We start from the raw sequence: 16,782 nt of genomic DNA, 5'->3' as shown, positions 1-16,782 counted from the left end.
GATGTGTATAAGAGACAGGGTTTGGAATACCGCTACGATCGCCTCTGGGCAACCTCAACAAAGGAATTTAACACGGCCCATCTCAACTTAGCAGATCGAGCGCGCGGATTGCTGGCTAATTCTGCATCGCTGGCGATAATCGGCTTTTTAGTTAATACCTTAAGCAGCTCATTTTCGCGGAGAGTATGCTTGACAATCCGATCTTCCAAACTATGGAAACTAATTAGCCCGAGCTTCCCTTCAGGCTTGAGCCATGTCGGTGCAACCGCCAAAAACTTTTCGAGCGAACTCAACTCTTGATTGACCATAATCCGCAAAGCTTGAAATGTCCGCGTCGCTGGATGAATGCGTCCGTAACGGTAAGACTTCGGCACCGCACCCCCGATCGTATAAGCTAATTGCGTAGTCGTCGTAAATGGGCGTCCTGCGACGATCTCCCGCGCAATTTGCCGCGAGAGACGCTCCTCCCCATAAGTGAAGATAATTCGTGCCAATTCGACTTCCGAAGTCTGATTGACTAAATCTGCGGCTGTCATCCCTTGAGATCGATCCATCCGCATATCTAAAGGTGCTTCATTCCGAAAACTAAAGCCACGCTCGGCGAGATCTAATTGCACCGAACTGACACCCAAATCGGCAATAATCCCATCGAATTGGCATCCCGACGGCTGATAATCGGCATAGTTTCCATGCCAAAATGTCACGCGCTCTCCATAAGGTGCGAGTCTGGCTTTAGCAGCATCTAGAGCTTGCAAGTCGCGATCGATCGCGACTAGCCGCACATCTGGCGCAGCCTGCAAAATCAGTTCGCTATGTCCGCCACCACCCACTGTGGCATCTAAATACCAACCACCTGCTATTACACCTAAGCCAGTGACGATCTCCTGGCTTAATACTGGAATATGCGAAAAATCCATTAGAGAGTATAGGGGTGGATGGGTGGATGGGTGGATGGGTGGATAAGTGGATGGGTGGATGGGTGGATGAGTGGATGGGTAATATAACAATCTTCTCTTCGCTCCCCTCTCCCCGCTCCCAACTCCCTGCTTTCTGCCTAAAACCTAAAGCCTAAAGCCTACCCTCTAATTACCAGTCATGCAAAAAGAGGCTAGACAAATAATGCCTAACCTCTTTTTAAGAATTTCTGAGTACCCCCAAGGGAAATCGAATCCCTGTCGCCTCCGTGAAAGGGAGGTGTCCTAGGCCTCTAGACGATGGGGGCTTGTTTCAGACATTTATCAATATACGCGATATTTTAGGAGCTGTCAATACCTTAGTCAGATTATTTTCTCAATAGATATCGCAACCAAGATCCGTCGCCTGAGAAATCCTGCAATAACGCCATTAATGCGGGGACTACAGTGGGGTAAAGACGATCGAGAATGCCAACCCACCAGCGATCGCAATTCCCAACCCTCGATTGCCTACGGCACGCTTCGCGAACGAATTCCGCTCCCTGTCCGAGAAAGATTGCTATCGTTACTATACCCAAGATGCTCGTACCAGCGGACTTAAATATCGATCGCGGTCGATCGCGCGTTGCATTGTCAGCATTTTTATGCTCATTCCTCTAAGCTAAAATGAAGAGGATCTAAGTCTCATTAAGGTTAAACCGATGGCAGTACGACAACCACGATATAGCAAGGAAGAGTTTGCCCAACGTGGCGATGCACTCTATGAGTCTCAGATTCGATCGCAAGTCGAAGAAGGTAATGATGGCAAGATTGTGGCGATCGATATCGAAACTGGAGCTTTTGAAGTTGCAGAGGATTTGGTAACGGCAGCGAAACATCTTTCTGCGCGAGTGCCTGATGCCCAGACTTGGTTTATTCGCATTGGGCATTCAGCCGTCGATCGCTTTGGCGCACGGAGTTTGAGAACAAAACCATGATGCAGGGTCGTGTGAATCAAAGGTGTGAGGCGACTTTATCGATCGCGGTCAGGAATAATGAGACAACGCAGATGGTAGATGCTGTAATTGATACAGGGTTTTCGGGGTTTCTTACCTTGCCATCTGAGACGATTTCAACATTGGGGTTTAGTTGGGAGGGTCGAGATACTGCGACATTGGGCGACGGGACTTTCTGCACGTTTGAAGTTTACATCGGGCTTGTGATTTGGGACGGACAGTATCGTGAGATTTACATCAACGAATCAGAGACGGCTCCGTTGATTGGGATGCAGCTATTGCGAGGCTACGATCTACGAATTCAAGCGATCGAGGGTGGGTTGGTCACGATTGAAGCTTTGAAGTAGAACAAGATCGTGTATAAGTGACGATCGCCCGATCGCTCTTGCAATAATGCGATCGATGCCGGAACTACTGTAGGGGTGAGGACGATCGAGAATACTAACCCACCAGCGATCGCACTTCCCAGCCCTCGATTGCCTACGGCACGCTTCGCGATCGAATTCCGATCCCTGTCCGGGAAAAATCGCCAGCGGTACTATGCCTGAGCTGCTCGTACCTGCGGACATAAAGATCGATCGCAATCGATCGCGCGTTGCATTGTACAGGAAATCGTATTTGGGATCTTTCAAGCGAACGGGAGATCCCGAACCTAATCTACTAAAAGTTATTACAAACAATCTCGAAATCATTCGGCCAATCTTCAGAGTGATTAGACTGAATTTATTCTGCCTAAATACCCAAATCGGGGGTGTTAGGTGGAAATTTGCCCGTATAACACCCCATTTTGTGGGTATTAGACTGATGCTGTCAGTCTAAATAATAGTTAGACCTTTTGCTTGTATGGTATCTGAATCAAAGTATCCACATCCTCTTGAAGCTATCGTCCTCGACTCCAAAAATGGTGTGGACTACCGCAAATTATGCGACTTACTCAAGACTGGTCAATGGCGAGAGGCCGATCGAGAAACAATTCAGGTTATGCTCAAAGCCGCCAACCGAGTCAATGAACACTGGTTTAATTCTGAGAGCCTCCAAAAATTTCCCTGTAAAGATCTCAGGACTATCGATCGGCTCTGGATGACAGCTAGCAATGGTCATTTTGGATTTAGCATTCAGAAAAAGATTTGGGAAGACTGCGGTAGTGCCATAAGTCCTGGCAAAAACTGGACACAATTTTGCGTTCGAGTGGGTTGGTGGAAGAATGATGATTGGGTAAGTTATGAAGAACTTAGCTTTAATCAATCTCTTTCTCCTAAAGGACAATTGCCGGGGGGATTTGGTATAGGTTGGTTTGGTTATGATTGGGTCGATTTGTGGAATACTGACCAGGATGGGGGATTTCTGGGCTTGGGATTTGTATCTTCTCTCTCGCAGAGACTTGCAAACTGTAGTATAAAACAGTCTGCTTTTCAGGGATTGCGGGCGCGGGATACGTGACCCTGCCAAGCCGTTGATGGAAGGTTTGTAGGATTTTGGTTTTAGGGCGCGGTCTAACAAGCACGATGCACCGGGACTTTGTAGTACACTGACTAGTAGCTGGAGTTGTATGAGTCCGGCGATCGCGAACGTTATAACGAAGCTAGTAATCTTCGATCGATCGCCAATCCGGCTCCTAAAACATACTAACTACCAATAATATGTTTGCGACGATCGCCTGAAAAATCCTGCAATAACGCCATCAATGCGGGGACTACAGTAGGGGTGAGGATGGTTGAGAATGCCAACCCGCCAGTGAGCGCGATTCCTAACCCCTGATACAATTCCGATCCCTGTCCTGGGAAAATCGCCAGCGGTACTATGCCTAAGATGCTCGTACCTGCGGACATAAAAATCGGTCGCAGGCGATCGCGTGTCGCATTATAGATGGCTTCATCGTATTTTTGTCCCTCCTCCTGAAGTTGGAGTACTCGCTCGACGATGAGGATGGCGTTATTGACTACTACCCCAGTCAAAATTAAAAAGCCCAATCCGGTAATCATATCTAAGGGTACGATGACACCAGGAATCCAGTTTGCAATTACTAGGCTCAATAGTGCGCCTGTCAAGCCCATCGGGACGGTGGCCATAATTACGAGCGGATAGAGGAACGATCGATATAGAGCCACTAGGAGCAAGTAGGTGATAATTACTGAGAAAGCGAAGGCTGATGCGAGTTGAGTGACGGTTTCGGATAATCGATCGGCAGAACCAGCCAATTCTAGGCGAAATTCTGGGGGTAGTTTGGCGCGTAAGGGGGTGAGGATTTGGGATTCGGTTTGGTTCACGAGCTGTCCCAAGGGTGCGGCTGGAGTTAGGCTGACGGTGAGGGTGGTGGAGCGTTCTAAGTCTACATGGTTGATTACGCCAGGGCCGATCGTTTCGGTGACGGTGGCGACATCGGCGAGCTGAAGTTGGCCGCCGCTGGCGGTTGGGGTGGCGGTGGAGGTTGTGGAATTTGTGCTGGGTGTGGTAGAGGTAGTTTGGGGAATCCGCGCGCTGTAGAGCGATAATTGCCGCAACTGTTCGGGTGTTTTAACAAAGATATTTTGCAACTGGACGGTGACATCGAGTTCTTCTTTGCCGTCGATGAATTGTGATGCAAAGCGACCGCCCAGAGCGGCTTCGACCATTGCGCCGACTTCTGATTCGGAGAGTCCGACTTCGGCGAGGCGTTCGCGATCGGGAATTACTTGTAATTGGGGCGCACCATCGATCGCATTGGAACGGGCATTGGCTACTCCTGGTAAGGCGGAGATTTGCTTGATTAACTGTTGCTCTAACTGGTTGAGTCGAGTGAGATCGGGGCCGATAATCTGTACCTCAAAGGACTTACCCGGATCGTTGAAGATCGGGAACCGGATCGGGAACATGAATTTATAGCCGGGATACCCGAAGCTTCGCCCCAGTAAGCGTTTTTCCATCTCTGCCAGTCCGCCACCCGTAGCTGAATCGGGTTTTAAGGACATCCCAATCCCGCGAAACTGGGGAAAGTTGGCAAAAAAGGTGCTGGAGATTTCGGGTTGCTGTTTGAGAAAGGCGCGGGCGGGGGCCGATAGATTGACGGCTTCGGGGACGCTGGTACCGGGGAAGTTTTCGGTCAACCAAAAGACAAAATTGAGGTTGCCTTGGGGCAGATAATCGGCTGGGGGTAGCAAGAAAATACTCGACACTAATAACACGATCGGAATCGATAATAATGCCAGCCGCCGCAAAATCCGGCGCGGCCCTAACGCCCATCCCACCGTCGCTAACAAGAAGCTTTCTAACTTGCTTTGCACCCGTCGAAAGCCAGCAGAAGTACGGACGATCGATCCTTCCAACCAGTTGCGGCGGACTTGCGCCTGTCGATCGATAGGATTGGCATCGCCCAATTCAAACGTCTGCTGCGCCTCAGCGGGATCGAGTACCAGACTGGCGAGCATCGGCAAAAATGTCAAGCAGGCAAACATCGATAACACAGCCGCCGCTGTAATCGTAATTGCCATATCGATAAATAACTGCGAGACTTCGCCCGTTACCAGCACCAACGGCGCAAATACCGCCACGTTTGCCAGTGTTGCCGCCACAATTGCCCCGCTGACTTCCTTGGTGCCGTCGATCGTCGCTTCCAGGCGATTTTTGCCCTGTTGCATGTGGGTGAAGATGTTTTCGATGACGACGATCGCATTATCGACCACCATCCCCGCTGCAAACCCCAATGCGGCCAAACTAATGATATTGAGCGATCGACCTAACACCGCACTGACGATAAATACCACAATCATCGCGATCGGAATGCTAATTGCCACGACAATTACCGTCCGCAGCGAACCCAAGAATAATAGCAATACCAAGATCGCCAACACGCCACCCGTAATCAGATCGCCGCGCACATTTGCCACCGACTGCTCGATGTACGTACTTTCATCGTAGAGAATCTCGAAGTCTACGCCTTGTTTTTGCCGATCGAATTGGGCTTCTAAATTCGCCAATACCTCCTTGACACCCTTAGCTACCTCCGGCACGTTCGCACCTACGCGCCGAATGATGCCAATTCCCGCCGAGGGCGCATCGTTAAACAAAAAAGCACTGTCTTGGAACTTGCGACCCATCTCGACATTCGCCACATCCCGCAGATACACCGTCCCAGAGTCATCGCGGCGCAGTACGAAGGTTTCGAGCTGTTTGATGGCTTGGGCGCGATTGACCGTCCGCACTTGATATTCGCGTTTGCCGATGACCAGGGGGCCACCCCGAATATCGCGATTGTTGGTACTCAGTGCAGTGGTGACAGTAGTAAGACTGAGATTGCGATCGGCCAAAGCTTTAGGATCGACTAATACTTCGACTTCCCGTTCTTGCCCGCCAACGATAAAAAATCGACTCGTACCTTCCACGCGCCGGAGTGCGGGTTCGATCGTGCGATCGATTAAATCGCGATAACGGTTAGAGTCGGTCTGAAACCCTGGTTTGGGCTTGAGTACCAGCCACATCATCGGGTTATTATTGCCGCTGGCGACCTGAATATCCGAATCTCCAGCCTCTTCTGGCAGATCGCCGAGTTGCTGGAGCTTGTTGAGTGTCGCCACCAGCCGCGCATCGACATCGGTACCCCAATCGAATTTCATCGTAATCGTACTAAACCCCGATAAACTTTGGCTGGTAATTTCTTGAATCCCTTCAATTTCCTCCAACACATCCTCGATCGGGCGCGTAATTAAATTCTCCACCTCGGCAGGTGCCGCACCAATATAAGGCGTAGAAATCGTAATTTCCGGTCGATCGCCTCCAGGCTGAAGTTCCAACGGCAGCCGAAACATGGCAATGAATCCAAACATCACCAACAGCAAAAATAACACAAATGTACCGTGTCGCCACCGGACAGCCGTTTCAATCAAGTTCATGAGGTTTTACCTGTATGTGGACATCTTCACGAGTTGAGAATGGAGGATATGTTAAATTGAGCGTATCAATCGATTCCATGTCCTTACCAAATATGACTCCTAACCATTCGCCAGCAGCTTATAAGCTAGAGCGTGAAATTGCCTTACTTCCAGTTGAAGATAAATTGTGGCTACAGGCTCAGATTGATAAACAGATTAAATCCGCAGCACTCCCCCAAGTAGATCTCAACCCAGCCGCCGAAGATTGGAGTGACGAAGACTGGACTGACGAAGACTGGACTAAATTATCATTGCAGGGATTGAGTAGAGCCTATGGAGATGACGAACCGGACTACGAATTAGTGGAAACCAAGGAGTTTCAAGCATAAATGAAAGAGGGTGAAATTGTTTTAGCGGTACTCCCTCAAGTAGATAGAGAGCAAAAACCTCGTCCGGTCTTAATCTTACGAAAAATGCCAAATGGAGACTTTTTAGTTTGTGCGATTAGTACTCAACTGAATAAATATATTCCAGACTTTGATGAAATAATCCGCGCTGACGATCTTGAATTTGCTGCTACTGGATTAAAAAAAGAATCGTTAGTGAGATTGAGCTTTCTACATGTAATTCCGCGCGATGAACTTAGGCGATCGATTGGATGTATTAGCGATCGTGTTTATCAAAAATTGCTCCTTAACTTATCTAGATACATTGGTTCATCACTAAAAGAAAATGACGAGATTGTTGGCAAATGACCCAGACATCCAGAGAGAGCTTGCCGCGATTGAGATCTAGTAAGCATAGCTTCCCGAACCAACAGCAAAAATAACCCAACGATACCGTGTCGCCACCGGACAGCCGTTTCAATGAAGTTCATGAGGTTTTGTTCGTTTTTTGGTTTTCGACGACCTGCACGGGCGATCCCGGTCGGAGTGCTTCGCTGCCCCGTACTACTACTGCCTGCCCCGATCGCAACTGCGGGCTAGAAATTGCTACCGTTTCGCCCAGATCGGCGACCATCTGCACTTTTACTTCCACCGCCTTACCATCCCGAACGGTATACACCAACCAGTTTTCCTCGCGACGTACCAGCGCATCGCGGGGGACGCTCAGACTAGTAGCAGCGATCGGTAACTGGAGCGTACCCGCGATCGCCATCTTGGGTAATAAATTCGGGGGTGGATTTAGCAACCGCAACCGCACCAATTGCCGCCGCGATGCCGCATTAGCCGCTGGAACTACGCCGCTAATCGTCGCGCGTCCGCGCCAGTCGGGGAGCGCGCGCGCTCGGAGTTCGACGGGTAAGCCAGCCGTGACGCTTCCAGTCAGTTGTTCGGGCAGTTCGAGAAACACGTCCAACTCGTTATTATTTACCAGCGTCACGACCGGATCGCGACTCTGTACCAGATCGCCCACATTCACCTCGCGCGTTTGCACCGTACCATCGATCGGCGATTTAACTTGAGTCCGCGTCAGGTTCAGTCGCTCTCGATCGACTACCGATTGGGCGGCTGCGACGCTAGATTTCTGAGCGTCAATTTCTTCGCGAGTCGGGCCAGCCGTGGATTCTGCTAGCGTCGCTTCGGCTTGCAACCGCTGCGCCCGCGTAGTATCGACACTAGCGCGTGCTTCCACCAGCACTCGTTTAGCGATCGCCCCAGATTTGACCAGCGATGCGTTGCGATTGTAGTTATCCAGAGCCTCGCGTTCGCTCGCCTGAGCCGATTTCACTTGCGCTCGCCGCTGGGCAATGATTTCCGATCGAGTCCCCACTTGCAGCCGTGCCAGTTCGCTACGGGCTTGTGCCAGTTTTGCTTGTGCTTCTGCGAGTGCCAGTTGTCGCTCGTCATCATCCAAAGTCGCGATCGTCATTCCTGGCTTGACTCGATCGCCGACTTCGACAAGTACGCGCTCGACGGTTCCGGCGGTCTGAGTCCGCAAGGTGGCACTTTTATTTGCCTCCGTCTGTCCTGCTAACTGTATGCTTCTGGTACCTTGTCCGCGTTGGATTGCAGCGGTTTGGACGGGAGTGGGCGGCAGTCCGCGTGCGGCGGCGGCTGGCGGTGCAGCCTCTGGGCTGGGCATCATCGTCCGCCAGACGATCGCCCCACCGCCGAGTAATATTAACAGAGCTAGCAAACCAAACTGCCACCGTTTGGGACGGCGAGTTTTTGCTGTGGTTTCTGGCGATGAACTTGGGGAGTCAGATGTTTCCATAAGTTCGTGAAATTGACACGGCTTTTTCCAGGATAGCGATTATTTCCCGTATTTGCCTCTCTCGATCGAATGAGTCGCTCGAAACAGATCGCCAAAAATATCTATCTTTGGACAGATTTTATTAAGTTCATTGAGTGAAGCGATTGATGTTAGCTAACTGGCGTGGGGTTATGCCAGTGAGTCGATTAAACTGTTGGTTCAGACGGCTTTGAATGGAGCAACCCACTCGTAAAGTGATGTCGGCATTCGTCATTTTGACAACGCGCAAACTTTGCCAAATCTGTTCTCAATAACATCAATTTTGGCTATTGTACTCGCTGTCGATCGGATAAATATCGATCGCTTGCTCGAACAAAATCAGGAGTTACGCAGTTGGAGGAGAAATGAGCTAAAACAGAGAAATGAACCCAGCCAAGTATACAGAGATAGAGTACATCAACTGCTTGGTGCAACGCACGCTGAGGAGACCTCAGCGCGATTGCATCCGCAACCTCACGAGTTTATTGTGGTCGGATGGGGATAAACACATCCCCATCGACTATCGCCTGTATGATAAGCCAGTTGATGGCGCAACGAAGAACGACCATTTTCGAGCGATGCTGGCGATCGCTAAACAGAGAGGGTTTCAACCTCAATGTGTGGCATTTGACAGTTGGTTTAGTGCCTTGGATAATCTCAAGCTAATTAATAGCTATGGGTGGACTTGGTTGACTAGGCTCAAATGTAATCGATTGGTCAATCCCGATCGCCAGGGCAATCGTCCCATCAAGGAGGTGGAAATCTCCTCCAATGGCACTGTGGTTCATCTCAAAGGTTATGGTTTTATCCGAGTCTTCAAGATTGTTGCTCCAGACGGTGACATTGACTACTGGGCTACCAATGACCTCCACATGAATCATCTACAGCGTCTGCAATGGGCAGAATATGAATGGTCGATTGAGGAATATCATCGCGGTTTGAAGCAATGCTGTGGTGTTGATAAGTGTTCTGTTCGCTCTGCTCGTGCTCAACGTAATCATATTGGTTGTTCGATTCGTGCATTCCTGCGACTGGAAATTCACTGGTTTAACACTGGCATCAGTTGGTATGAGTCTAAACTCAGTATCGTCCGTGATGCTATTCGCTCTTATTTGGCCGCTCCTTCGATCGTTCTTTCTCCAACTGCGTAACTCCTGAAAATGACAAAGGAAGTGCGGGAAATATCGATCGCTGCTCTAAAAGATTGGGGCAGATTATTTACAAAAAAACCACCTTACCCTGATGAGTAAAGTGGCAAACTTCAGATATCAGTTTTGACTTAGGAGCCAGCTAAGGCTGGTTTGGCTTGCACTACTTCCTTAAGTCCCATTTCGCGATCGATAATTTGGCGGAACTCTTCACCTTCGATCGTCTCTTTATCGAGTAACAAATCGGTGAGTATGTCCACCAGTTGACGATTCTCAGAGATAATTTCTACTGCTTTTTGGTGTCCGGCTTCGACAAGGTTACGAATTTCGATGTCGATTTTTGCGGCAATTTCCTCCGAACAATCGCCATCTGTGGGGATGGCAAATTGTCCGAGACTCGACATGCCATAGCGAACGATCATATTACGTGCCGTGTTGGTGACCATTTCGATATCGCCACTAGCACCAGAGGTCACTTCCGAAGTCCCAAAAATAACTTCTTCTGCGGCTCGTCCGCCCATCGTCGTCGCAATATCGGCTAAAAATTCAGCACGAGAAATCAGCCCCTGCTCTTCATCGGGCATGTACCAAGCCGAACCCGCCGACCGACCGCGTGGGAGGATGGTAACCTTTTGGAGCGGCTTGTAGCCGACGATCGCGCCGACAAGCGCGTGACCGATTTCGTGATAGGCAACGAGGCGTCGCTTTTTACCATCAGCCAGAGAACGACCTTCCATGCCCATGACGACGCGATCGATCGCATCGTTGATTTCTGACATGGTAATGGCTTCTTTATGCCGCCGAGCGGTAAAAATTGCGGCTTCGTTCATCAAGTTGGCCAGATCTGCACCAGTAAATCCTGGTGTCCGCCGCGCGATAACTTCAAGCGCAACTTCTGGATCGACTTTTTTGTCGCGACTATGCACCTGTAGAATTGCCAAGCGACCTTTAAAATCGGGCGGATCTACTTGCACCTGTCGATCGAATCGTCCCGGACGTAATAAGGCCGTGTCTAAGACGTCGGGACGGTTGGTAGCCGCGATGATAATTACGCCGTTATTGCCCTCAAATCCGTCCATCTCGGTCAGTAATTGATTGAGGGTTTGTTCGCGCTCGTCGTTACCGCCACCGATGCCTACGCCCCGCTGACGACCCACTGCGTCGATTTCATCGATGAAGATCAAACACGGAGCATTCTCTTTGGCTTTTTTGAATAAATCGCGGACGCGAGAAGCACCCACGCCGACGAACATTTCGACAAATTCCGAACCAGAAATACTAAAAAATGGGACGCCAGCCTCACCCGCGATTGCCTTGGCCATCAGGGTTTTACCCGTTCCCGGCGATCCTACCAGAAGTACCCCTTTAGGAATTTTGGCACCGACAGAAGTAAACCGTTCTGGCTCTTGCAGAAAAGTTACTACTTCTTGAAGTTCTTCTTTGGCTTCTTCAATCCCCGCCACATCGTCGAACATCACGCCTGTTTTGGCCTGCATCTGAAAGCGAGCGCGGGATTTGCCAAAACTTAGAGCTTGTCCCGAAGCATTCCCCGATCGGCGGATAATGGCCGAGAGGACGGTAATTACGAACACTAATAGCAGGATATTACCGAGTAGCCCAAAAATGGCATTGCGATCGGCAGATTTCTGAACGCTAAATTCGACGCCCTTAGCATTGAGCTTGTTATACAGCTCAGAATTATCATCTAGCAACACCACCTCTTTAATCCGCTGTTTGCCACTAGCGGCTGGATCGGCTACTGTTACTTTGGCTACCTTACTAACCGGATCGAGTTCGAGCTTCGATACTACCCCACGATCGACTTCTCTAAATAGTTCTCCGTAGGTAAGCGTATTGGGATCGGGTTTGGCCAACACTGGGTTACCCCAGACAACTCCCAAAGCGATCGGCAAGCTCGCTGCTAATCGCCACAATGACTTGGAAAATTGCTTCGATTTGACCTGGGAACTTTTATCCATATATTTTACGTGTGTCCTTATACCTGCACCTGATGCTGAGTGTCTGTATTTACGTGTGAGTTCGCGAGCGACTGCTTGTCATCGATAGTTATATATCTTCTAGTGTAGCTTCAGTTCTATTATTGCCACATTTATCTAGGTAATTAACATTTGGTAAAGAGAGTTGGGAGTTGGGAGTTGGGAGATAATTTGGATGAGATTGTAGCTTAGATTCAATAGCTCTAGATAGAGTTCCTCCGAAACGACGCTAGACTTGCTAAAATCGACTCGATCGTGCAACGGGGCATCAACTTTCCCAATTTTAGGTTCCTGAGACTTTTAGTCTCTCTCCCAACCCTCAACTCCCAACTCCCAACTCCCAACTCCCAACGCCTCTATTATGTCTTCGCCAAAGGAGAAATCTGCTTGACTTCTGTATTAAGGTTGACAAAATAGAGTTCGATATTCAGATCTGGGTAGCGATCGCGAATCGCCCAATACGCTCGACTGAGGTATTCTGTATGCGTAGTTAATTCTAGCTCGGGATTCTCTGCCAGACTGGGATCGATCTTATATTTATAGACCGCACAATCTTGATGATCGAGAATCAGCACTTTTTTGATCTGATGCAGTCGATAGGAAATATCCAATTGATCCCAAAAGGCGTCGGCATCATATTGGTGCGGCATTCCGCTCAGAGCTAAAGATGCTCCAGCTAAGGCCGTAAAATCGTACTGTCCGCCCAGATTTTGGAGCGACAAAAAGTAACGTTCTGCCTCTAAAATTCGATAATCGATACAACTGAGTACTAGAGCTTTGGGCACCTTTTTTTCGGCTCTAGCCGCTGCTGGCGCGATCGTACTAGCTGTTGTCAGCACGCCAACGCCAACTAGATGGCGGAGAAATTGACGGCGATCGATCTGCAACGATGCTATCCGCTGGTGCAGACTCGGCTGTGAAGAATCGTGCTCAGAACACTGACAACTATCCCGCATGTTAATTTACTCTAAATTTAGACAAACTCAACTCGATGCTCCAACGAGCGTTTGCTCGATCGGCAGTTGTTTACCAATTCCGACCAATGACGGTTACACTTACGTCAAACCCTCCCAGCTTTTCCAAGCACCTTCTCAGGATGAGCCGAACTGTCGGTGGCGATCTCCTGGAGCGGCTTTGGTGAGAATCGATATAACACCAATGTTTGGGGTTTGCCACTTCTAGAGCGAAACTAGAAGAGCTAGCACGAAAGTTTATTCCGCTGCAAATGGCGGTTTTATCGCTGGGGCTAGTGGTGGCGGGATTTTGTTAGTGGCGGACAGTTTACGTCTATATTCTATCAAAACCTAGCGTCTCGATCGGATTAGTCAGTACGGCAATCATCACTAGGGGATAGTGAATAGTGGATAGTTGGTAGTTAGTAGTTAGTAGTTAGTAGTTAGTAGTTGGTAGTTGGTAGTTGGTAGTTGGTAGTTGGTAGTTGGTAGTTGGTAGTTTATCGTCAAGAGTGGACGCAAGCGTTCTTTCGATCCTCATATACCCATCCACCCATCCACTCATCCACTCATCCACCCATCCACCCCTCTGTCGGCTCATTTATCTGGAAGACACTGTGATACAATTGCTCATATCACGTCAGTAGTTTAACTAAGCTTAATCCGACCCGATCGACTAGTTAAACCAGCTATGAGCGAGACAATGGCAACGTCGAAACATTCACTAGCTCAGATGGGTCGGAATGAGTAGTTTAGTATTTTTCCAATCTGCCACTGTTGTTAACCGCGCCTGCTTGCCTTGCGGCTTGGGTTTTCAACTCTTATATCCTTATGTTGTCTATCCAAATGATGCCCGCATCAAACCCCAAGTTGGATGAATTATTAATCACATCGCAGCTCGCACCATCCCACCTCTATGAAATTGCTAGAGAAGTAGATTTAGTCGCGATCGCAATCATGGCAATGACGCAACTAGATCGGGTAGCACTGCAACAAGTTGCTAGAGATTTGGAGTTAGATTCGATCGTTTCAGGCTGGGTAGAGAATTGGCCGTCAAATCGCAATACCTACCGCTCCTCTATCGATATTCAACTGTTACGAGCTTTAGTCATTATCTTGCATCATTTAGCCAGAGAACACCATTCCCTACTGCGTCGAAATATCAGCTACTGGCAAAAGACGAATCAGTATCATCAGTTACCACTACAATCGCCATCTTTAGCCGATTATATCGGTAATTTTATTACAATGTATCAAACGCGGTTTGGTGCGGATAATCGCGAGTCTTTTGAAACACTCACAGAAACAGCCCTCAACCTACTCATCGATCTATTATTCTATAGTAGTCCCAACGGCCACCAACGATTGTGGAACGCGCTATTGCAACGAGCCGCTCGATTCGCCAGAGGCGAGGCTTCGCCAACGGACAATCCGGCTACTTAGAGCTAAGCTAATTATTTTTTAAGTATAAATATAATGGAATCTAATAACTTGACAACTCGGACGTATACAGCACCCACCTGTGCGCTGATTGTCTCTACTAAAGCAGAGCCTCGACCCAATCGGCACTCAGTGGTGCCCATGGATTTTATCTTGCATTTAGAAGATCCAGATCGCAGCGAAACAGAGCGCATCACTTTGCACGGGCAGGCACAGCAGCTAGATCGGCTCCAACAGGTTGTTAATAAGTATATCTCCGAGCTGGTCGCCCAATTTCCGCTCCCAGGTGCCAAGCGCATCGTCGCGATCGATCCAGAATCAACCGATCGAGATAGTAGCACACCACATCCAGATCCAGCAGCAGGCACGCCGAATAGTGTACACCTCAATCCTCAGTTAGATCCGCGTGCCGCTCGATCGGGAATTCTCAAAAACTTACCAGGATTGCAAAAAGACCAATCCTCTGCACCTCCACCCGTCTCCAGAGCGGACGATCGATCGATTATTGATAAATTACTCGGTCGTAGACCAAAGCCCAATCTGGATGCTAGTTCCGTTCGACCCATCAGCGATGGACGAGTAACACCCGCCGCAGGCTCTCAAAGTGCGATCGACCAGCCATACCTAACTGGCGTTAGCGATGAATCGTCAGGAGGTGAAGTCCGCCAACGATCTCTCGATCATCAGCTCCACTTAGGCAATCTGGCAACACCAGCATCGGGTGCGACAATCGTCCTCTCGGCCATTCAACTATTCGATCTAGCTACTGTCTTAGACGAGTACGCATCCGAAAAGCTGGCCGTCAGTCCCCCAGCTCCAACTAATAGAGTATTCGATCGGGTCAGCATTCCAGTCAATAGCGAGCAACCGATCGATCTAGAGGCAGTTGTTACTCGATCGCGCTTGCCCAATTTACCCCTCGTTTCGTCAGATCCAGAAGCTGAAGCCACCTATTATCGCACTCGACGGCCTCGTTCTTCGTGGATGTCAGCGTTGCCTTGGGTGGTAGGAGCGACGATGGCGATGGCCGGAGGGATATACATCATCGATCCCAATTTCAAACCCTTCCAAGATATTGCGAGTATGATGAAATCGCCCAGTCCAAGCGGAGCCAAAAAATCTACTCCAGTCAAGCCAGCAGGGGAACTAGCGCAGACACCTACTACTGCTGCTACCACTACAATCGCTCCCACTACTACGGGGACTTTACCGACACCGTGGCAACAGCAGCCAGTCCAACCGCCTCAAGTCACTACACCGAGCAACTCCAGCCCGAACGCGGCGCAAACACCCAGTAAAATCGGTGTAGCTCCCTTGCCAGATGCGCTCGCTACTCAACCAGGACAGACAACCCCCAATCCCTTTGGCACTCCCGGCACTACTCAACAGAGCGCGGCAAGCATTCTCTCCAGCAATGGCGGCCAATCGGCTACTGGGATTGCCCCCAATCCACTGAATGCGACTCAACCTCCAGCAGCGACGACCAAACCCACACCTGGTAATGTCAAAACTACCAATCCCGCATCAAAACCCAAAACTCCCACCAAAGCAACCACTGCTGGCGCGCAACTGCCAACCGAACTGACTAGTCCTGGCAAACTCTCGGTTTCCAAACAACCGATGCCAATTCCGCCTTCAAATGCACCTGCGATCGTCAACCCACCATTTAAATCCGTTCCGTTCGATGCACCCACGGCAGTTCCCAATCGGATCGATCCAGCCACCAGAACTCCAGCTCCCAAAAAATCTGCCGCCCAAGCAGCCAAGCCTACTCCAAGTGCCGTTCTCACCCCATCGTCCAGCTCTGAGCCATTTACACCCGTACCGAGAAATCCCAATCTAATCGACCCCAACCAACCGAATTCAGCAACACCCGATCTGCAAAACCCACCAGTCGTACCCAATAAACCGTTGCAATCCAACGCTGGGGGCATTGAGCCAGAAGTACCCTTGCTGCAAGAAAGCAGACGTTACATTCAAGGTAAGTGGAAAGCAGGTAATAATCAGCCCAATGCTCTACAATACGTGCTTCAAGTTAATGGTAAAAGCGGTGTAGTGCGCACCATAGATCCCCAAGGTGAAGCCGCCAGTGCCTATCTCCGGGAGACTAAATTTATCAAACCCGGACAAAAACTAGTTTCGCCAGCAGCAGCAGGCAGTAGCGACCAGAAAATTCGGGTGTTACTCCAGCCAGATGGTAATGTTGATACTTTTATCGAACCTTAAATGAGGGCAAAGGGTAAAACGGATGCGCGC

At 49.5% G+C, this 16,782-nt stretch carries 15 protein-coding genes, 1 tRNA gene and 1 pseudogene; 10 read left to right on the top strand and 7 right to left on the bottom strand.

Annotated features, from left to right (window positions below; translation table 11 throughout):
• Positions 1-32 precede the first annotated feature (32 nt).
• Both rsmH and C7B77_RS02620 read right to left on the bottom strand, forming a co-directional pair.
• A complete protein-coding gene (rsmH, locus tag C7B77_RS02630) occupies positions 33-917 on the bottom strand; it encodes a 16S rRNA (cytosine(1402)-N(4))-methyltransferase RsmH (protein ID WP_106300038.1) in 885 nt (294 codons plus the stop codon).
• 232 nt (positions 918-1,149) lie between these two features.
• Positions 1,150-1,222 (bottom strand) — tRNA-Glu (locus tag C7B77_RS02620).
• A gap of 125 nt (positions 1,223-1,347) precedes the next feature.
• Here C7B77_RS02620 and C7B77_RS29570 point away from each other — a divergent pair.
• The 3 genes from C7B77_RS29570 to C7B77_RS02610 all read left to right on the top strand — a co-directional run bounded on the left by C7B77_RS29570 (position 1,348) and on the right by C7B77_RS02610 (position 2,256).
• Entirely contained in the window at positions 1,348-1,515 is a 168-nt protein-coding gene (locus C7B77_RS29570) for a hypothetical protein (RefSeq protein WP_181243684.1), read from the top strand.
• Positions 1,516-1,615: 100 nt separating this feature from the next.
• Positions 1,616-1,891, top strand: a complete 276-nt coding sequence (locus tag C7B77_RS02615; protein ID WP_106300034.1) for a hypothetical protein — start codon at positions 1,616-1,618, stop codon at positions 1,889-1,891.
• Positions 1,888-2,256, top strand: a complete 369-nt coding sequence (locus C7B77_RS02610; protein ID WP_106300032.1) for a clan AA aspartic protease — start codon at positions 1,888-1,890, stop codon at positions 2,254-2,256. Before C7B77_RS02615 ends, C7B77_RS02610 begins: the two co-directional genes overlap by 4 nt.
• Here the strand turns inward: C7B77_RS02610 and C7B77_RS29060 are convergent.
• Positions 2,203-2,541, bottom strand: coding sequence for a patatin-like phospholipase domain-containing protein (locus C7B77_RS29060; RefSeq protein ID WP_146138156.1), 339 nt, complete (start codon positions 2,539-2,541; stop codon positions 2,203-2,205). The two genes, C7B77_RS02610 and C7B77_RS29060, sit on opposite strands and share 54 nt — an antisense overlap.
• Positions 2,542-2,752: 211 nt before the next feature.
• Between C7B77_RS29060 and C7B77_RS02600 the strand changes: the two genes are divergently transcribed.
• On the top strand, positions 2,753-3,349 hold the full coding sequence (locus tag C7B77_RS02600) for a GUN4 domain-containing protein (RefSeq protein WP_106300028.1): 597 nt from the start codon (positions 2,753-2,755) through the stop codon (positions 3,347-3,349).
• Between the two features lie 185 nt (positions 3,350-3,534).
• Here the strand turns inward: C7B77_RS02600 and C7B77_RS02595 are convergent, their stop codons facing one another.
• Positions 3,535-6,774, bottom strand: a complete 3,240-nt coding sequence (locus C7B77_RS02595; RefSeq protein ID WP_106300026.1) for an efflux RND transporter permease subunit — start codon at positions 6,772-6,774, stop codon at positions 3,535-3,537.
• A gap of 56 nt (positions 6,775-6,830) precedes the next feature.
• Between C7B77_RS02595 and C7B77_RS02590 the strand changes: the two genes are divergently transcribed.
• Both C7B77_RS02590 and C7B77_RS02585 read left to right on the top strand, forming a co-directional pair.
• Entirely contained in the window at positions 6,831-7,142 is a 312-nt protein-coding gene (locus C7B77_RS02590; protein ID WP_146138155.1) for a hypothetical protein, read from the top strand.
• On the top strand, positions 7,143-7,508 hold the full coding sequence (locus tag C7B77_RS02585; protein WP_106300022.1) for a type II toxin-antitoxin system PemK/MazF family toxin: 366 nt from the start codon (positions 7,143-7,145) through the stop codon (positions 7,506-7,508).
• Positions 7,509-7,626: 118 nt separating this feature from the next.
• Here C7B77_RS02585 and C7B77_RS02580 read toward each other — a convergent pair whose 3' ends face one another.
• Positions 7,627-8,970, bottom strand: coding sequence for an efflux RND transporter periplasmic adaptor subunit (locus tag C7B77_RS02580; protein WP_106300020.1), 1,344 nt, complete (start codon positions 8,968-8,970; stop codon positions 7,627-7,629).
• Between the two features lie 488 nt (positions 8,971-9,458).
• On the opposite strand from C7B77_RS02580, the pseudogene C7B77_RS02575 reads away from it, so the two are divergent.
• Positions 9,459-10,139 (top strand): annotated as a pseudogene (locus C7B77_RS02575) (IS701 family transposase); the annotation flags it as partial.
• Positions 10,140-10,267: 128 nt separating this feature from the next.
• Here the strand turns inward: C7B77_RS02575 and ftsH are convergent.
• Entirely contained in the window at positions 10,268-12,115 is a 1,848-nt protein-coding gene (ftsH, locus tag C7B77_RS02570; RefSeq protein ID WP_106300018.1) for an ATP-dependent zinc metalloprotease FtsH, read from the bottom strand.
• Positions 12,116-12,492: 377 nt separating this feature from the next.
• Entirely contained in the window at positions 12,493-13,089 is a 597-nt protein-coding gene (locus tag C7B77_RS02565) for a carbonic anhydrase (protein ID WP_106300016.1), read from the bottom strand.
• Between C7B77_RS02565 and C7B77_RS02560 the strand changes: the two genes are divergently transcribed.
• The 3 genes from C7B77_RS02560 (at position 13,088) to C7B77_RS02550 (ending at position 16,752) form a co-directional block, all read left to right on the top strand.
• Complete coding sequence (locus C7B77_RS02560) at positions 13,088-13,315, top strand: hypothetical protein (protein ID WP_106300014.1); 228 nt, start codon at positions 13,088-13,090, stop codon at positions 13,313-13,315. The genes C7B77_RS02565 and C7B77_RS02560 overlap by 2 nt on opposite strands.
• A gap of 602 nt (positions 13,316-13,917) precedes the next feature.
• Positions 13,918-14,529, top strand: coding sequence for a DUF3038 domain-containing protein (locus tag C7B77_RS02555; protein WP_106300012.1), 612 nt, complete (start codon positions 13,918-13,920; stop codon positions 14,527-14,529).
• Between the two features lie 33 nt (positions 14,530-14,562).
• Positions 14,563-16,752: a DUF4335 domain-containing protein gene (locus C7B77_RS02550; protein ID WP_106300010.1), complete on the top strand. Its 2,190-nt coding sequence runs from the start codon at positions 14,563-14,565 to the stop codon at positions 16,750-16,752.
• Positions 16,753-16,782 lie beyond the last annotated feature (30 nt).

This window comes from Chamaesiphon polymorphus CCALA 037, assembly GCF_003003845.1.
In the GTDB taxonomy this organism is placed as follows: Bacteria; Cyanobacteriota; Cyanobacteriia; order Cyanobacteriales; family Chamaesiphonaceae; genus Chamaesiphon; species Chamaesiphon polymorphus.
Note: the sequence above shows the minus strand (reverse complement) of the source record. Positions and strands in the feature narration are given on the sequence as shown.

Excerpts from the sequence above, each read along its gene's own strand:
- C7B77_RS02550 (WP_106300010.1), top strand. The coding sequence starts at position 14,563 with ATGGAATCTAATAACTTGACAACTCGGACGTATACAGCACCCACCTGT.
- ftsH (WP_106300018.1), bottom strand. The coding sequence starts at position 12,115 with ATGGATAAAAGTTCCCAGGTCAAATCGAAGCAATTTTCCAAGTCATTG.
- C7B77_RS29570 (WP_181243684.1), top strand. The coding sequence starts at position 1,348 with ATGCGGGGACTACAGTGGGGTAAAGACGATCGAGAATGCCAACCCACC.
- C7B77_RS02580 (WP_106300020.1), bottom strand. The coding sequence starts at position 8,970 with ATGGAAACATCTGACTCCCCAAGTTCATCGCCAGAAACCACAGCAAAA.
- C7B77_RS02555 (WP_106300012.1), top strand. The coding sequence starts at position 13,918 with ATGTTGTCTATCCAAATGATGCCCGCATCAAACCCCAAGTTGGATGAA.
- C7B77_RS02585 (WP_106300022.1), top strand. The coding sequence starts at position 7,143 with ATGAAAGAGGGTGAAATTGTTTTAGCGGTACTCCCTCAAGTAGATAGA.
- C7B77_RS02595 (WP_106300026.1), bottom strand. The coding sequence starts at position 6,774 with ATGAACTTGATTGAAACGGCTGTCCGGTGGCGACACGGTACATTTGTG.
- rsmH (WP_106300038.1), bottom strand. The coding sequence starts at position 917 with ATGGATTTTTCGCATATTCCAGTATTAAGCCAGGAGATCGTCACTGGC.
- C7B77_RS02610 (WP_106300032.1), top strand. The coding sequence starts at position 1,888 with ATGATGCAGGGTCGTGTGAATCAAAGGTGTGAGGCGACTTTATCGATC.
- C7B77_RS02565 (WP_106300016.1), bottom strand. The coding sequence starts at position 13,089 with ATGCGGGATAGTTGTCAGTGTTCTGAGCACGATTCTTCACAGCCGAGT.
- C7B77_RS02560 (WP_106300014.1), top strand. The coding sequence starts at position 13,088 with ATGTTAATTTACTCTAAATTTAGACAAACTCAACTCGATGCTCCAACG.
- C7B77_RS02615 (WP_106300034.1), top strand. The coding sequence starts at position 1,616 with ATGGCAGTACGACAACCACGATATAGCAAGGAAGAGTTTGCCCAACGT.
- C7B77_RS02600 (WP_106300028.1), top strand. The coding sequence starts at position 2,753 with ATGGTATCTGAATCAAAGTATCCACATCCTCTTGAAGCTATCGTCCTC.